The organism is Pseudomonas sp. HLT2-19-2, assembly GCF_054898005.1.
Genome location: NZ_CM142712.1, coordinates 110,825 through 125,951, shown reverse-complemented (window position 1 = coordinate 125,951; position 15,127 = coordinate 110,825). Strand labels below are relative to the sequence as shown.

Here is a 15,127-nt window from a genome sequence, read left to right as displayed (position 1 = left end):
CACTGCATTGTCATCTTTCTGTCATATAGGACCGCTAGGGTGTGCGCATGAATGATCTGGCCAATTCCACCATGACTACTAATCCTCCCAAGCGAATTGATTTCAATACGCCTGAGCTGCAACGCAAGCGCCGCATCCGCGCGCTCAAAGATCGCCTTACCCGCTGGTACGTCCTCGTGGGCGGCCTTGCCGTTCTCGGCGCGATCACACTGATCTTCTTCTTCCTCGCCTACATCGTCTTCCCTCTGTTCCAGGGTGCCGACCTGACGACCAAGGACGCCATCACGCCGGCCTGGATGCAAGACGCCGGCAAGCCGTTGATGATCTCCCTGGAAGAACAGAACCAGGTCGCCATGCGCGTTTCCGACAAGGGGCAGGCGCTGTTCTTCGACATCGACAGTGGCGCCGAACTCAAGCGCGTCGATCTGCCGGTTCCGGCGGGTGCCAGCGTCACGTCCATCGGCGAAGACCAGCCCGGCCATCCATTGGTCGCGGTGGGTTTCTCCAACGGTCAGGCTTTGGTGTTCCGTCACACCTATAAAGTCAGCTACCCAGATGGCAAGAAGACGATCACGCCAGCCATCGAGTATCCGTACGGCGAAACCCCGATAGCGCTGAACGAGGCGGGCGGTGCGCTGGAGCATGTCAGCCTCAACGCCACCGACACCACGCTGATGCTGGTCGGCTCTACCGGTGCGCAACTCAATGTCTTGTCGCTGACCAGCGAAGAAAACATGATGACCGGCGAAATCACCAACGAGCAGAAGCGCATCGATCTGCCGCAGATGACCGAGCCGGTGAAGAACATCTTCGTCGACCCGCGCCAGCAATGGCTGTACGTGATTAACGGTCGCGCCCAGGCCGACGTATTCAGCCTGCGTGACAAGAGCCTCAACGGTCGTTACAAGCTGCTCGAAAATGGCGATGCCGAGATTACCGCCAGTACTCAATTGGTCGGCGGTATCTCGCTGATCCTGGGTGATTCGAAGGGCGGTCTGGCTCAGTGGTTCATGGCCCGCGACCCGGATGGCGAGCAGCGTCTGAAGCAGATCCGCACCTTCCAGATGGGCACTACGCCAATCCTTGAAATCTCCGCCGAAGAACGTCGCAAAGGCTTTGTTGCTCTTGACGCTGCAGGCAAGCTCGGCGTGTTCCACAGCACCGCTCACCGCACCTTGCTGGTGGATCAGGTGGTCGATGGCCAAGGCCTTTTCGGTATGTCGCCACGGGCCAACCGCATCATTGTGGAGCAGGGCGGCAAGCTGCAACCGCTGCTTCTCGACAACCCGCACCCGGAGGTTTCCTGGAGCGCGTTGTGGAGCAAGGTCTGGTACGAGAACTACGACGAGCCTAAATACGTCTGGCAATCGACCGCCGCCAACACCGATTTCGAACCCAAGCTGAGCCTGTCGCCACTGACCTTCGGCACCCTGAAGGCCGCGTTCTACGCCATGCTGCTGGCTGCACCACTGGCCGTCGCTGCTGCGATTTACACCGCGTACTTCATGGCTCCGGGCATGCGCCGCAAGGTCAAACCGGTGATCGAATTGATGGAAGCGATGCCGACGGTGATCCTCGGTTTCTTCGCCGGCCTGTTCCTCGCTCCGTATGTGGAAGGACATTTGCCGGGGATCTTCAGCCTGCTGATGCTCCTGCCGATCGGCATTCTGGTGGCCGGTTTCGTCTTCAGCCGCCTGCCTGAGTCCATCCGCCTGAAAGTGCCGGACGGCTGGGAAAGCGCGATTCTGATTCCAGTGATCCTGTTTGTGGGCTGGCTGTCGCTGTACATGAGCCCGTACATGGAAACCTGGTTCTTCGGTGGCGACATGCGCATGTGGATCTCCCACGACCTGGGCATCACCTACGACCAGCGCAACGCTCTGGTGGTCGGTCTGGCCATGGGCTTTGCGGTGATCCCGAACATCTACTCCATCGCCGAAGACGCCGTGTTCAGCGTGCCTCGCGGTTTGACCCTCGGTTCTCTGGCCCTCGGTGCCACGCCGTGGCAGACCATGACGCGGGTGGTGATCCTCACCGCCAGCCCGGGCATCTTCTCGGCGCTGATGATCGGCATGGGCCGTGCGGTCGGTGAAACCATGATCGTGCTGATGGCCACCGGTAACACCCCGGTCATGGAAATGAACCTGTTCGAAGGCCTGCGCACCCTGGCCGCCAACGTCGCAGTGGAAATGCCCGAATCGGAAGTCGGCGGCAGCCACTACCGCGTGCTATTCCTCTCGGCGCTGGTGCTGCTGTTGTTCACCTTCGTCATGAACACCCTCGCGGAGCTGATTCGTCAGCGTCTGCGCAAGAAATACTCGTCGCTTTAAGAAAGGTAGAAGTCTGTGAAACAGAACTCCCTGAACGGATGGTTCAAGAGCGGCGCCCCCGGCGTCTGGATCAGCGGCGGCGCGGTGTCCATCGCGGTCATCATGACCATTGGCTTGCTGGCGGTGATTGCCGTGCGCGGTCTGGGTCATTTTTGGCCGGCGGACTTGATTCACGCCAGCTACGACGTGCCGGGCCAGGCCAATCACCTGGTCATCGGCGAGATCGTGCAGAAAGAAGAAGTGCCGCGCGAGCGCCTGAAAAGCGCTGGCCTGCCGGTGCCCGATCAGGGCCCGGAGTTCATGACCCGCGAGCTGATCAAGGTCGGCAACCGTGACTTGAACGGCAACGACTTCACCTGGATCGTCGGCGAGTGGCTGACTAACCAGAAGACCCCGCCTGAGTTGATGGCCATTGAGCGTCGCGAGTGGGGCAACTTCTACGGCTACCTGGTCAACGTCAAGCAGGATGGCAAGGTCATCGCTGAAGGCGAGGCCGCGTGGCCTGAGTTGCAGGCCCGTGTCGATCGCGTCAACAATCTTGCCGCGCAGCTCAAGAGCCTGGAAAAAGCCGACATCGGCGCGATCAACGCAGGCCTTGAACGCGTCCGTCTGCACGGCCGCAAACTGGAACTGGCCGGCCAGCTCGACGCCGCCGCACAAGCGGACATGGAATCCGAGCGCGCCGAGCTCAACGCTCGTTATCAAGACATCGAAGTCCGCCTGAACGACCTGCACGCCCAGTTCAATCGCGACAGCCTGACGGCCCGCGATGCGAACGGCAAAGAGATTGAAATCGGCATCGGTAAAGTGGTTCACGCTTATCAGCCGAACGCGATGGGCACCTTCACCAAGATCGGTTTCTACTTCAGCAAGATGTGGGAATTCCTCAGCGACGACCCGCGTGAAGCGAACACCGAAGGCGGGATCTTCCCGGCGATTTTCGGCACTGTGATGATGACCCTGATCATGGCGATGGTCGTGACGCCGTTCGGCGTGCTGGCGGCGGTCTACCTGCGTGAGTATGCGAAACAGAACACCATGACTCGTCTGATCCGCATCGCGGTGAACAACCTGGCGGGCGTTCCGGCTATCGTCTACGGCGTGTTCGGTCTGGGCTTCTTCGTCTACGTACTCGGCGGCTCGGTCGACCGGTTGTTCTTCCCGGAAGCACTGCCGGCACCGACCTTTGGTACCCCGGGTCTGCTCTGGGCCTCCCTGACCCTGGCGCTGCTGGCGGTGCCGGTGGTAATCGTGGCCACCGAAGAAGGCCTGGCGCGGATTCCTCGCACCGTGCGTGAAGGCTCGTTGGCCCTCGGCGCGACCAAGGCTGAAACTTTGTGGAAGATCGTGCTGCCGATGGCCAGCCCGGCGATGATGACCGGCATGATCCTCGCCGTGGCTCGCGCCGCCGGTGAAGTGGCGCCGCTGATGCTGGTGGGTGTGGTGAAACTGGCACCGTCGCTGCCACTGGACGGTAACTACCCGTACCTTCACCTTGACCAGAAGATCATGCACTTGGGCTTCCACATCTATGACGTCGGCTTCCAGAGCCCGAACGTCGAGGCCGCGCGACCGCTGGTGTACGCCACGGCGCTGCTGCTGGTGCTGGTGATCGCGACGTTGAACTTGTCGGCCGTATACATCCGGAACCACCTGCGCGAGAAGTACAAAGCGCTGGACAGCTGATAGCTGCCGCAAAAATTGAAAGTGCTGCTGGCTTCAATGCCAGCAGCTCACTGAACCGAATTTGTTAGCACAGGGAGCCTCCCATGCAGCACGAAGCACATACCCACGGCATCAACATGTCGGCCTTGGGCCGCGATAAACAGAGCTTGAGCCTCGACCAGGAAACCGTCGCCATCGAAGTGCCAGGCCTGAGCCTGTTCTACGGCGACAAACAAGCGCTGTTCGACGTCAGCTTGAACATCCCGAAACAGCGCGTGACCGCCTTCATCGGCCCGTCCGGCTGCGGTAAGTCCACGCTGCTGCGTACGTTCAACCGCATGAACGACCTGGTGGATGACTGCCGTGTCGAAGGTGCGATCAACCTCTACGGCAACAACATCTACCGTAAGGGCGAAGACGTGGCCGAGCTGCGTCGTCGTGTTGGCATGGTGTTCCAGAAGCCGAATCCGTTCCCGAAAACCATCTACGAAAACGTGGTCTACGGCCTGCGCATTCAAGGCATCAACAAGAAGCGCATCCTCGACGAAGCCGTCGAGTGGGCGTTGAAAGGCGCTGCGCTGTGGGACGAAGTCAAAGACCGTCTGCATGAATCTGCACTCGGCCTGTCCGGTGGTCAGCAACAACGTCTGGTGATCGCTCGCACTATCGCCGTGGAGCCAGAAGTGCTGCTGCTCGACGAACCGTGCTCGGCACTCGACCCGATTTCCACGCTGAAAGTCGAAGAGCTGATCTACGAACTGAAATCGAAGTTCACCATCGTCATCGTGACCCACAACATGCAACAGGCCGCGCGGGTTTCCGACTACACGGCGTTCATGTACATGGGCAAACTGGTGGAATTCGGCGATACCGACACCCTGTTCACCAATCCGGCGAAGAAGCAGACCGAAGACTACATCACTGGTCGCTACGGCTAGGAAGCTGTTGTTGCTCACTGAACTGACGCTGCGGTCCACCGCACCTTACCGGACGCTCCAAGGACGCCAACATGATTAGTAAAGAAGGCCTTACCCACCACATTTCCGCGCAGTTCAACGCTGAACTTGAGGAAGTGCGCAGCCACCTCCTGGCCATGGGCGGGCTGGTGGAAAAGCAAGTCAACGACGCGGTGACCGCGCTGATTGAGGCCGACTCCGGTCTGGCTCAGCAGGTTCGCGAGATCGATGACCAGATCAACCAGATGGAACGCAACATCGACGAAGAGTGCCTGCGCATTCTGGCCCGTCGACAGCCTGCGGCGTCGGACCTGCGTCTGATCATCAGCATCTCCAAGTCGGTGATCGACCTGGAACGCATTGGCGATGAAGCGACCAAAATCGCCCGTCGCGCCATCCAGCTGTGCGAAGAAGGCGAAGCCCCACGCGGCTACGTCGAGGTTCGCCATATTGGCGACCAGGTGCGCAACATGGTTCGCGATGCGCTGGACGCTTTTGCCCGCTTCGACGCCGACCTGGCGTTGTCGGTGGCGCAGTACGACAAGATCATCGACCGCGAATACAAAACCGCGCTGCGCGAGCTGGCCACCTACATGATGGAAGACCCGCGCTCTATCTCGCGGGTCTTGAGCATTATTTGGGTGCTGCGTTCGCTGGAACGGATCGGCGACCATGCGCGCAATATCTCGGAGTTGGTGATTTACCTTGTGCGTGGCACCGACGTGCGTCACTTGGGTCTCAAGCGCATGAAGGAAGAAGTTGAAGGCACAAGTGGCGAAACCGCTAATGTTCCGGGTAAAGCTGACGATAAGTAAGATTGCCTGAGAAAAGCGCCCGGCCTTCTGGCCGGGCGTTTTTGTTTTTGGTAATGAATTCGAAAGCAGCACCCGCGAACGAAAAGTCCCGGCGTGACTGAAGGTTTTTGGCAATGTGCCATCAGCAAAGCGGTATGCTTGCCGGGATTTTTTTAAGGGGTGATGGATGAGTAAGGTCAGTGTGTTGGTCGTGGACGACGCGTCGTTCATTCGTGACCTGGTGAAGAAGTGCTTGCGCAACTACTTCCCGGGGATCCGGATCGAAGACGCGGTCAACGGCAAGAAGGCTCAGGCGATTCTGGCGCGTGAAGCGTTCGATTTGGTGCTGTGCGACTGGGAAATGCCGGAAATGTCCGGGCTGGAACTGCTGACCTGGTGCCGCGAGCAGGACAACCTCAAGACCATGCCGTTCGTGATGGTGACCAGCCGGGGCGATAAAGAGAACGTGGTCCAGGCGATTCAGGCCGGGGTTTCCGGCTACGTCAGCAAGCCGTTCACCAACGAGCAACTGCTGACCAAGGTCAAGCAGGCCCTGAACAAGGTCGGCAAGCTCGACACCTTGATGAACAGCGCGCCGACCAAAATGAACTCGGCATTCGGCAACGATTCCCTGAGCGCATTGACGGGCGGCAAGGCTTCCGTGGTCGCACCCGCAGCGGCGCCGGTCAACCCGTTCGCCAAACCTGTCGCCGCCGCGCCAGCCCCGGCGGCGGCTCCGTCTCGTGGTCTGCTCAACAGCCCGCCGGTCAAGCCTCCAGCGCCCTCTGCAGCGCCCTCTGCAGCGCCAACTGGCGGTCGTGGCCAGGGCCAACTGCGCTTGCCGAACGGCATTCAGCAATGTGTGATCAAGGCCTTGAGTCTCAAGGAAGCACTGCTGGTGGTGAAGCGCACCGATACGCTGCCGCAAGTGCTCGACAGCGCGGTGCTCGATCTGGAGCAGGGCGACAACGCCGAAACCGCCCGCCTGAACGGCTACCTGCACGCCATCGTCGCCCACGAGCAGAAGCCCGACAGCGAGTGGCTGCAACTGACCTTCCGCTTCGTCGATCAGGATGCGCAGAAGCTCGACTACATCTCCCGCCTGATTGCCCGTGGCACGGCGCAGAAGCATTTCGTGCCCGGCGCGTAATCTCTACCGCTGATCGTTCCCACGCAGAGCGTGGGAACGATCATTTGAAACATCTGCCGACTACCCGGGTCCATTGCAGCTGCTAGGCTCCTACCCAGGTCTTACTCGACAGAATCTTGCCCATGCTCGCGCGTCTGCTGTTTTTTTTCTGTGGTCTTTTCATGGCATCCACCTCGGCTGTGGCCATGACGATCTACAAGTCCACCGACGCCAATGGCGTGGTCTCCTACAGCGACCGCCCCACGACAGGCTCCAAGGTGTTCGTTTTTCGTGATCGCATGGTTGAGAATCTTGAGCGTCAGGTGTACCTCATCATCACGAAGAAGAAGGGCGTGGACAGCGTTTACGTGCGCAATGACCTGTATGCGCCGGTAGAAATCAAATTGAGCTTCGGCGGGCTGAAAAATGTCAGCGGTGCGCCGAGCCGACCGATTCGCCGGGTGATGCCGGCACGCAGCAGTATTCGTCTGGCGCTGCTCACGGCCACGCAACCCGAAAGAGCGCTCGCGTATACCCCAAAGTTCGAGTATTCCCTGGGCGACCCCTCAGGGTCCGCCATGGCCTATCGATACCCGTTGCCCTGGCGTGGCGGACCGTTTCGGCTGAGTCAGGGGGCTAATGGTCAGTACAGCCACTTTGGTCCAAAGAATCGCTACGCGATGGACATCGCCATGCCCGAAGGCACGCCGATCATCGCGGCGCGAGGCGGGGTGGTGGTGAAAACCGAAAATGCCCAAACCGGGCGTGGCACCGATCCGTCGGGCAATTTCGTGCGGGTGCTGCACAATGACGGGACCATGGGCGTGTACCTGCACCTCAAGCAAGGTTCGGTGAGCGTTCGCGAGGGGCAACGGGTGTCGGTAGGCAGTGCGTTGGCGCTGTCGGGCAACACCGGCAACAGCAGCGGGCCGCACCTGCATTTCGTGGTGCAGCGCAATACCGGGTTGGGGCTGGTGTCGATTCCGTACCAGTTCAATCAACCGGTTGGCGCATTGCCCAACTTTGCGTTGGGCAAGCAGTGAGTCAAAGGTTGATGCTCAATCGAGCATCAACACCTTGGCCAGAATAATCTTCGGCCCTTTCATCTTCTTGATGATGATCCGCAAGCCTTCGACTTCCAGCACCTCTTCCTCTTCCGGCACCCGTTTCAGGGTTTCGTAGACCAGCCCGGCGAGGGTTTCGGCTTCGATGTGGTCCAGGTCGATGCCCAGCAGGCGTTCGACCTTGAATAGCGGCGTATCCCCACGCACCAGAAGCTTGCCCGGCTGATACGCGAGGATCCCGCGCTCAGCCTTGCGGTGTTCGTCCTGAATATCGCCGACCAGCACTTCCAGCACGTCTTCCATGGTCAGGTAGCCGATGATGTTGCCGTCGGCTTCTTCCACCAAGGCGAAGTGCGAGCCGCCCTTGCGAAACTGTTCCAGCAGCTGCGACAGCGGCATGTGACGAGAAACGCGCTCCAGCGGACGGGTCAGTTCGGCGAGGTTGAACGACTCGGGAATGTGGTCCAGGGCTGCCAGTTCCAGCAGCAGATCCTTGATGTGCAGCAGGCCGACAAACTCCTGGGTATCGCTGTCGTACACCGGATAACGGCTGAACTTGTGGCGACGGAACATCGCCAGGATTTCCTTCAGCGGCGCGTTGAACTCCAGCGTCACCAGGTCTTCCCGGGAGTTGGCCCAGTCGACCACTTCCAGCTCGCCCATTTCCACCGCCGAGGCCAATACGCGCATGCCTTGGTCGCTTGGGTCCTGGCCACGGCTGGAGTGCAGGATCAGTTTCAGTTCTTCACGGCTGTAATGGTGCTCGTGATGAGGGCCGGGTTCACCTTGGCCGGCGATCCGCAGAATCGTGTTGGCACTGGCATTGAGCAAGTAAATGGCCGGGTACATCGCCCAGTAGAACAGGTACAGCGGCACGGCGGTCCAGAGTGACAGCAACTCGGGTTTGCGGATGGCCCAGGATTTCGGGGCCAACTCGCCGATCACAATGTGCAGGTACGAAATGATGAAGAACGCCGTGAAGAACGACACGCCTTTGACCACTTCGGCCGACTGCACGCCGACGGCTTCAAGCAGCGGTTCGAGGATGTGTGCGAACGCCGGTTCACCGACCCAGCCAAGGCCCAGCGAGGCGAGAGTGATACCCAATTGGCACGCCGACAGGTAGGCATCAAGCTGACTGTGAACGGTGCGCAAAATATGTCCGCGCCAGCCGTTTTTTTCAGCGATGGCTTCGACCCGGGTCGAGCGCAATTTGACCATGGCAAATTCCGCCGCAACGAAAAAGCCGTTGAGCAAAACCAGGATCAGAGCAAAAAGAATCATGCCGAAATCGGCGAAGAGTGTCGCGAGGGTCAAGCCAGGGGATGGGTCCATGATGGAGTTTTGCGGGTTCCGTGTATTCGAAAGGAAAGAAAAAAGTGCGCCTGAAGGGCAGGCACAAGTCAGCCAATGTAGCGGCTGACCGGGCGATTGCCTAGTGGTGAGTGCTGGCCGGTATCAGTCGGTGGCGCTGATGACTCGGGATTTTGTGACTTGGGCTGGCGGAAAGTGGCAGGTGAAGGTGCTGCCGTGGCCCGGCAAACTGCTGATTTCCATCCGCGCGCGGTGGCGCAGCAACACGTGTTTGACGATGGCCAGACCTAGCCCGGTGCCGCCAGTGTTGGAGTTGCGGCTGGAATCGACACGATAGAAGCGTTCGGTCAGGCGCGGCAGGTGTTTGCTGTCGATGCCGATGCCGGAGTCCTGCACGCTCAGGTGTGCGCCTTGCTCATCACCCCACCAGCGAATGCGGATATTGCCTTCGGCCGGGGTGTATTTCACCGCGTTGAACACCAGATTGGAAAACGCGCTGCGCAATTCGGCTTCGCTGCCCTTGAGCAGAATCGTTGTATCGGCTTCCAGCGTGATCTGCTGATTGCGCTGAGCAGACAACTGCTGAGCATCACTCTTGATTGATTGCAGCAAGCCGTCGATGGCCACCGGCTGGTTGTCCGACGGGTAATCGGTGGCTTCCAGTTTGGCCAACAGCAGTAAATCGTTGAGCAAGGTTTGCATGCGTCCGCCTTGCTGCTGCATCTGCTGCAAGGCACGGGTCCAGCGCGGGTTCACTTCCTCGACGTTGTCGAGCAGGGTTTCCAGGTAACCGCAGATCACCGTCAACGGTGTGCGCAATTCATGGGAGACGTTGGCGATGAAGTCTTTGCGCATCTGTTCCAGCTGATGGATACGCGTCACGTCGCGTACCAGCATTAAATGTTCGTTGTTGCCGTAGCGGGTGATGTACAGCTGAATGCGCAGGCGATCATTGGTCGGCGACGGGATTTCCAGCGGCTCGGCGTAGCTGTTCTGCTCGAAGTATTCTTTGAAGCTCGGATGGCGTACGAGGTTGGTCACCGGCTGACCGCTGTCTTGCGGCGTCTTGAGGCCGAGCAGGGTTTCGGCGGCGCGGTTCCACCATTCCAGGTTGCCGTCGCTGTCGAGCATGATCACCGCGTCTTTCAGCGCGGCGGTGGATTCCTGGACCCGGTCGATCACCGCTTGCAGACGCCCGCGCACCCGTTGGTCGCGGCGTTGCAGGTGGTAGATGCTGTCGAACACTTCGCCCCACAGGCCATAGCCATCGGGCGGTGCTTCATCGGATTTGTGCAGGCGCAGCCACTCGTGCAGACGCAGCAGTTGCTTGAGCGTCCAGGCCAGGTAAAGGCCCAGGCCCGCGGCGAGGCTCCAGCCGTAGTAGCCAGAAATCAGGCCGATCACCAGGCAGGTGGTGACCAGCAACAGCATGTGGCGAATCAGGATGCCATGCCAGTTTTGGTTCACGGAAAATATGCGTCCTTGTCAGCGAGTCTGGCGGCAGGCTCAGGCCTTGGTGGAAAACCGGTAGCCGGTTCCGCGCACGGTTTGTACCAGATTTTCGTAGGCATCGCCCAGGGCTTTGCGCAGGCGACGGATGTGCACGTCGACGGTGCGCTCTTCGACATACACGTTGCCGCCCCAGACCTGATCCAGCAACTGGCCACGGGTGTAGGCGCGCTCCTGGTGGGTCATGAAGAATTGCAGCAGGCGGTATTCGGTCGGGCCCATCTCGGCAGGTTTGCCGTCGATGGTCACGCGGTGGCTGATCGGGTCCAGCAGCAGGCCGCCGACTTCGATCGGCGTCTCGCCATCGGTAGGGCCGGCGCGGCGCAGCACGGCCTTCAGGCGCGCCACCAGCTCACGTGGGGAAAAAGGCTTGGTGATGTAGTCATCGGCGCCGACTTCCAGGCCCTGGATCTTGTTGTCCTCTTCGCCCTTGGCGGTGAGCATGATGATCGGGATGTCCCCGGTCAGCTCATCACGCTTGAGGCGTCGGGCCAGCTCGATACCGGAAGTGCCGGGCAGCATCCAGTCCAGCAGGATCAGGTCCGGCTTGCGGTCAACGATGATGGCGTGGGCCTGCTGGGAGTTTTCAGCCTCCAGGCAGTCATAGCCGGCCATTTCCAACGCAACGGCGATCATTTCGCGAATGGGCGCTTCGTCGTCGACGATCAGAATGCTCCTGCCAACCATGCCTTTAATCCTCTTGTCATTTAACTGTCTTGCGCCGCATTAGATAACGGAATTATTGCAGTCGTGTGACAGTATTCTAGTCGCCCTGCGGTTGTTGTGATCCTGAACTAAGCTCTAATTCCGAATCCTGACAACCACAAAAGGAAGGTTTCCATGAAGCTATACTCGCAATCCATCAAGGCTCTGATGCTGACCGCGGCCCTGGCGTTGCCATCGATGGCCTTCGCGGCTGAGCCAGCAATGATGAAAGACGGAATGATGGTCGATCATAAGGGTATGACGGTGTACACGTTCGACAAGGATGCTGGCGGCAAGTCAATGTGTAACGATGATTGCGCCAAGAACTGGCCGCCAATGATGGCTCCGGCGGGTGCAAAGGCCGAAGGCAAATGGAGCGTCATTAAGCGTGATGACGGCATGATGCAATACGCTTACGACGGTAAGCCGCTGTACACGTTCGTGAATGACAAAAAACCCGGTGACATGGTAGGCGACAAAATGAAGGACGTCTGGCACGTCATGCACGAGTCGCAGAAGTAATCGATCAAAGCCTATAGCCGCTACCGAAACATGCGTTCGGCAGCGGTTGGGGCGATCAGCGAGTGGCGTAATCCAGCACAATCCCGACAAAAATCGCCAACCCGGCCCAGTGGTTGTGCAAAAACGCCTTGAAGCAACGCATCCGGTCCTTGCCGCGGGTGTACCAGAACTCCCACGCAAAACAGCCCGCCGCCGCCAGCAATCCCAAGTGAAACCAGCCACCGAGCTCGAATTTCGACCCGGCCAGCAGCAGGCAACCCAACGCCAACCCTTGCAGGGTCAGGATGATCACCCGGTCCGCTTCGCCAAACAGAATCGCCGTGGATTTCACGCCGATCTTCAGGTCGTCGTCGCGGTCGGTCATGGCGTAATAGGTGTCGTAGCCCACCGTCCACAACAGGTTGGCGATCCACAGCAACCACGCCGCCGCCGGCAGTTCCCCGGTTTCGGCAGTGAACGCCATCGGCATCCCCCAGGAGAACGCCGCGCCCAGCACCACTTGTGGGTAATAGGTGTAGCGCTTCATGAACGGGTAAGTGAAGGCCAGAGCCAAACCACCAAACGACAGCCAGACCGTCGTGGCATTGGTGCACAGCACCAGCAAAAAGCTCACGCCCATCAGCAGCGCGAAGAACACCAGGGCTTCTTTGGAGCTGATCTTGCCGCTCACCAATGGCCGCTGTTCGGTGCGTTTCACGTAGCCGTCGACTTTGCGGTCCGCCCAGTCATTGATTACGCAGCCGCCGGCGCGGGTCAGCACCACACCGAGGACGAAAATGACGATGTTGGCCAGTGACGGTGAACCTTTACCGGCAATCCACAATGCCCACAGGGTTGGCCACAGCAGCAGATAAATGCCGATCGGCTTGTCCATGCGCGTCAGCTGAATGAAATCCCAGGCCCGAGGGTTCAAGCGATTCAGGGACTTGAGCAGGCTCTGGTACATCAGCAATTCTCCGGATAGGCGCGGGCAGCGTTCCACAGGGTCGGCAAGAAAATTTCGGCCACCAGCACGCTCAAGGCGCCACGGTCGAAACGCGAGCGCCGGCCCCACAGTTCAGGTGCCCGGGACTCCATCGGCAGCCACTGTTGAGGATAATGACAAACCTCGATAGCACGGCGCTGAAACGCTTGGTCGCAAAACAGCAATTCGCCCAGGGAGCGGCTGCCCAGTTCGTCCATGTGCAAACCGTCGCCCTGCAACGCGCTGCGCGCCGCCACGCTGCGTGCAAACACCCAGGCCTCGCCGTGGCCGCGCAGATACACCTCGCGAACCCAGCCCTCGCTGCCTTCGGCCAGGTCCAGTGCGGCACATTCGTCGGCGCGCAGAGGCTGCCAGCCTTCGAAGAGTGGCGTGACGCTGAAGCCGTCGTTCGACAAACGGATCAGCCGTCGGGTCAGAGACCCTTCGTCGAACAACCAGTCGAGGGTAGACGTGTCGGGGAGGGGCGTCAGTTGGCTTTCAGGGAGCCAGAGCGGGGTCGCGGTGGGGGATTTTGAGTGCGGCACAGTGAGTCATTATTGGCAGCAAATGAGGTGGCGAGCTTACCATGTCAGCCGACGATTTTGATTGATCCGGCCAGCCGTCGCGTCGAACAGGCTTGCATCTGCCGGGCCCGATCAGTACAAAACGCCCCTGAGCCGGACGGCAGCGTTCCAACCATTGACCGTTCGCGCCGGCAAAAGCCTGAATTCTGAGGATGTATGTGAATGAAAAAGTGGCAATGTGTGGTCTGCGGCCTGATTTATAACGAAGCCGACGGCTGGCCGGATGACGGCATTTCGCCGGGCACCCTGTGGCAGGACGTGCCGGAAGACTGGCTGTGCCCGGACTGCGGCGTGGGCAAGATGGATTTCGAAATGATTGAAATCAACTAAGACATTTAGAGGAGTAGGGAATGAACGCACCTGTCGTGATCGTCGGCACCGGGCTGGCTGGCTACAACCTGGCCCGGGAGTTTCGCAAACTCGATGGCGAAACCCCGCTGCTGCTGATTACTGCCGATGACGGACGTTCCTACTCCAAGCCGATGCTTTCCACTGGTTTTGGCAAGAACAAGGACGCCGATGGCCTGAGCATGGCCGAACCGGGCGCCATGGCTGAGCAGTTGAAGGCCGAGGTGCGCACGCACACACGCATCAGCGGCATTGATCCAGGCCATAAACGCTTGTGGATCGGTGAGGAATCGGTGATTTACCGTGACCTGATCCTCGCCTGGGGCGCGGAAACCGTGCGGGTGCCGATCGAAGGCGATGCGGCTGACGCGGTTTTCCCGATCAACGACCTTGAAGATTACGCACGCTTTCGCGCCGCGGCGGCCGGCAAACGTCGGGTGTTGTTGCTCGGCGCCGGTCTGATCGGCTGCGAGTTCGCCAACGATCTGATCCTCGGCGGCTACGAGGTGCAACTGGTTGCACCGTGCGAGCAAGTCATGCCGACCTTGCTGCACCCGGCGGCGGCCGCTGCGGTCCAGGCCGGGCTGGAAAGCCTCGGCGCACGCTTCCACCTCGGGCCGGTGCTCAACCGCTTGCAGCGCGTGGCTGACGGCCTGGAAGCGCATCTCTCTGACGGTCAAGTGATTCCTTGCGACGTGGTTGTTTCGGCCATCGGTCTGCGTCCGCGCATCGACCTGGCGGCCGCAGCCGGTGTGCAGGTCAATCGCGGCGTGGTGGTCGATCGTCACCTGAAAACTTCTCACGCCAATATCTATGCCTTGGGCGACTGCGCCGAAGTCGATGGGCTGAATCTGTTGTACGTGATGCCCCTCATGAGCTGTGCGAGAGCGCTGGCTCAGACCCTCGCCGGAAATCCGACGGCGGTGAGTTATGGCCCGATGCCCATCACCGTGAAAACCCCGGTTTGCCCATTGGTGGTTTCACCGCCACCACGGGGTTTCGAAGGCGTCTGGACGGTCGAAGGGCAGGGCGCGGACATCAAGGTAGTGTGCCGCGATGCCAGCGGCAAACTGCTGGGATACGCCCTGACAGGCGCGGCGGTGATGGAAAAACTGGCGCTGAACAAAGAGCTTCCGGCACTGCTGGCGTAAATACCGGTCGTTCTGTCGGAATCACCCCTCTTTCGCCACTACAAAGGTCGCGCCGAGACTGGCGCGGGTCTTCCGTGCATGCCATTCTCACT

14 protein-coding genes are annotated in these 15,127 nt (G+C 59.9%); 9 read left to right on the top strand and 5 right to left on the bottom strand.

Features of this window, described 5'->3' with window-relative positions; all coding sequences use genetic code 11:
- The first annotated feature begins 296 nt into the window (after positions 1 to 296).
- The 6 genes from ACYZTU_RS00605 to ACYZTU_RS00580 all read left to right on the top strand — a co-directional run bounded on the left by ACYZTU_RS00605 (position 297) and on the right by ACYZTU_RS00580 (position 7,917).
- Positions 297 to 2,330, top strand: coding sequence for an ABC transporter permease subunit (locus ACYZTU_RS00605; RefSeq protein WP_461971191.1), 2,034 nt, complete (start codon positions 297 to 299; stop codon positions 2,328 to 2,330).
- Positions 2,331 to 2,345: 15 nt separating this feature from the next.
- Positions 2,346 to 4,016: a phosphate ABC transporter permease PstA gene (pstA, locus tag ACYZTU_RS00600; protein ID WP_461967283.1), complete on the top strand. Its 1,671-nt coding sequence runs from the start codon at positions 2,346 to 2,348 to the stop codon at positions 4,014 to 4,016.
- 83 nt (positions 4,017 to 4,099) lie between these two features.
- Positions 4,100 to 4,933: a phosphate ABC transporter ATP-binding protein PstB gene (gene pstB, locus ACYZTU_RS00595; protein WP_461967281.1), complete on the top strand. Its 834-nt coding sequence runs from the start codon at positions 4,100 to 4,102 to the stop codon at positions 4,931 to 4,933.
- A gap of 71 nt (positions 4,934 to 5,004) precedes the next feature.
- Positions 5,005 to 5,766 carry a phosphate signaling complex protein PhoU gene (gene phoU / locus ACYZTU_RS00590; protein WP_008150055.1) on the top strand — a complete coding sequence of 254 codons (762 nt, stop codon included), beginning with the start codon at positions 5,005 to 5,007 and terminating at the stop codon, positions 5,764 to 5,766.
- A gap of 166 nt (positions 5,767 to 5,932) precedes the next feature.
- Positions 5,933 to 6,895 carry a response regulator gene (locus ACYZTU_RS00585; RefSeq protein ID WP_461967280.1) on the top strand — a complete coding sequence of 321 codons (963 nt, stop codon included), beginning with the start codon at positions 5,933 to 5,935 and terminating at the stop codon, positions 6,893 to 6,895.
- Positions 6,896 to 7,017: 122 nt separating this feature from the next.
- Positions 7,018 to 7,917, top strand: a complete 900-nt coding sequence (locus ACYZTU_RS00580; RefSeq protein WP_461967278.1) for a peptidoglycan DD-metalloendopeptidase family protein — start codon at positions 7,018 to 7,020, stop codon at positions 7,915 to 7,917.
- 15 nt (positions 7,918 to 7,932) lie between these two features.
- On the opposite strand, the gene ACYZTU_RS00575 is transcribed toward ACYZTU_RS00580, so the two are convergent.
- From ACYZTU_RS00575 to phoB, 3 genes are all read right to left on the bottom strand, one after another.
- Positions 7,933 to 9,273: a hemolysin family protein gene (locus ACYZTU_RS00575; protein WP_461967276.1), complete on the bottom strand. Its 1,341-nt coding sequence runs from the start codon at positions 9,271 to 9,273 to the stop codon at positions 7,933 to 7,935.
- A 123-nt stretch (positions 9,274 to 9,396) separates the two neighbouring features.
- Positions 9,397 to 10,719 (bottom strand): phosphate regulon sensor histidine kinase PhoR, encoded by a 1,323-nt coding sequence (gene phoR / locus ACYZTU_RS00570; RefSeq protein ID WP_461967274.1) that lies wholly within the window; start codon positions 10,717 to 10,719, stop codon positions 9,397 to 9,399.
- Positions 10,720 to 10,758: 39 nt separating this feature from the next.
- Positions 10,759 to 11,448: a phosphate regulon transcriptional regulator PhoB gene (gene phoB / locus ACYZTU_RS00565; protein WP_008150066.1), complete on the bottom strand. Its 690-nt coding sequence runs from the start codon at positions 11,446 to 11,448 to the stop codon at positions 10,759 to 10,761.
- A gap of 153 nt (positions 11,449 to 11,601) precedes the next feature.
- Between phoB and ACYZTU_RS00560 the strand changes: the two genes are divergently transcribed.
- Positions 11,602 to 11,988, top strand: a complete 387-nt coding sequence (locus tag ACYZTU_RS00560) for a COG4315 family predicted lipoprotein (RefSeq protein ID WP_461967272.1) — start codon at positions 11,602 to 11,604, stop codon at positions 11,986 to 11,988.
- A 55-nt stretch (positions 11,989 to 12,043) separates the two neighbouring features.
- Here the strand turns inward: ACYZTU_RS00560 and ubiA are convergent, their stop codons facing one another.
- Positions 12,044 to 12,934, bottom strand: coding sequence for a 4-hydroxybenzoate octaprenyltransferase (gene ubiA, locus ACYZTU_RS00555; protein ID WP_461967270.1), 891 nt, complete (start codon positions 12,932 to 12,934; stop codon positions 12,044 to 12,046).
- Entirely contained in the window at positions 12,934 to 13,497 is a 564-nt protein-coding gene (locus tag ACYZTU_RS00550) for a chorismate--pyruvate lyase family protein (protein WP_461967268.1), read from the bottom strand. The genes ubiA and ACYZTU_RS00550 overlap by 1 nt, the downstream gene beginning before the upstream one ends.
- 201 nt (positions 13,498 to 13,698) lie before the next feature.
- On the opposite strand from ACYZTU_RS00550, the gene ACYZTU_RS00545 reads away from it, so the two are divergent.
- A complete protein-coding gene (locus ACYZTU_RS00545; protein WP_282376312.1) occupies positions 13,699 to 13,866 on the top strand; it encodes a rubredoxin in 168 nt (55 codons plus the stop codon).
- A 20-nt stretch (positions 13,867 to 13,886) separates the two neighbouring features.
- Positions 13,887 to 15,035, top strand: a complete 1,149-nt coding sequence (locus ACYZTU_RS00540) for an NAD(P)/FAD-dependent oxidoreductase (protein ID WP_461967266.1) — start codon at positions 13,887 to 13,889, stop codon at positions 15,033 to 15,035.
- The last annotated feature ends 92 nt before the right edge of the window (positions 15,036 to 15,127 follow it).

What these genes read in the sequence shown, in the direction of transcription:
- ACYZTU_RS00605 (WP_461971191.1), top strand. Translation starts at nt 297, where the DNA reads ATGCAAGACGCCGGCAAGCCGTTGATGATCTCCCTGGAAGAACAGAAC.
- pstB (WP_461967281.1), top strand. Translation starts at nt 4,100, where the DNA reads ATGCAGCACGAAGCACATACCCACGGCATCAACATGTCGGCCTTGGGC.
- phoU (WP_008150055.1), top strand. Translation starts at nt 5,005, where the DNA reads ATGATTAGTAAAGAAGGCCTTACCCACCACATTTCCGCGCAGTTCAAC.
- ACYZTU_RS00585 (WP_461967280.1), top strand. Translation starts at nt 5,933, where the DNA reads ATGAGTAAGGTCAGTGTGTTGGTCGTGGACGACGCGTCGTTCATTCGT.
- ACYZTU_RS00580 (WP_461967278.1), top strand. Translation starts at nt 7,018, where the DNA reads ATGCTCGCGCGTCTGCTGTTTTTTTTCTGTGGTCTTTTCATGGCATCC.
- ACYZTU_RS00575 (WP_461967276.1), bottom strand. Translation starts at nt 9,273, where the DNA reads ATGGACCCATCCCCTGGCTTGACCCTCGCGACACTCTTCGCCGATTTC.
- phoB (WP_008150066.1), bottom strand. Translation starts at nt 11,448, where the DNA reads ATGGTTGGCAGGAGCATTCTGATCGTCGACGACGAAGCGCCCATTCGC.
- ACYZTU_RS00560 (WP_461967272.1), top strand. Translation starts at nt 11,602, where the DNA reads ATGAAGCTATACTCGCAATCCATCAAGGCTCTGATGCTGACCGCGGCC.
- ubiA (WP_461967270.1), bottom strand. Translation starts at nt 12,934, where the DNA reads ATGTACCAGAGCCTGCTCAAGTCCCTGAATCGCTTGAACCCTCGGGCC.
- ACYZTU_RS00545 (WP_282376312.1), top strand. Translation starts at nt 13,699, where the DNA reads ATGAAAAAGTGGCAATGTGTGGTCTGCGGCCTGATTTATAACGAAGCC.
- ACYZTU_RS00540 (WP_461967266.1), top strand. Translation starts at nt 13,887, where the DNA reads ATGAACGCACCTGTCGTGATCGTCGGCACCGGGCTGGCTGGCTACAAC.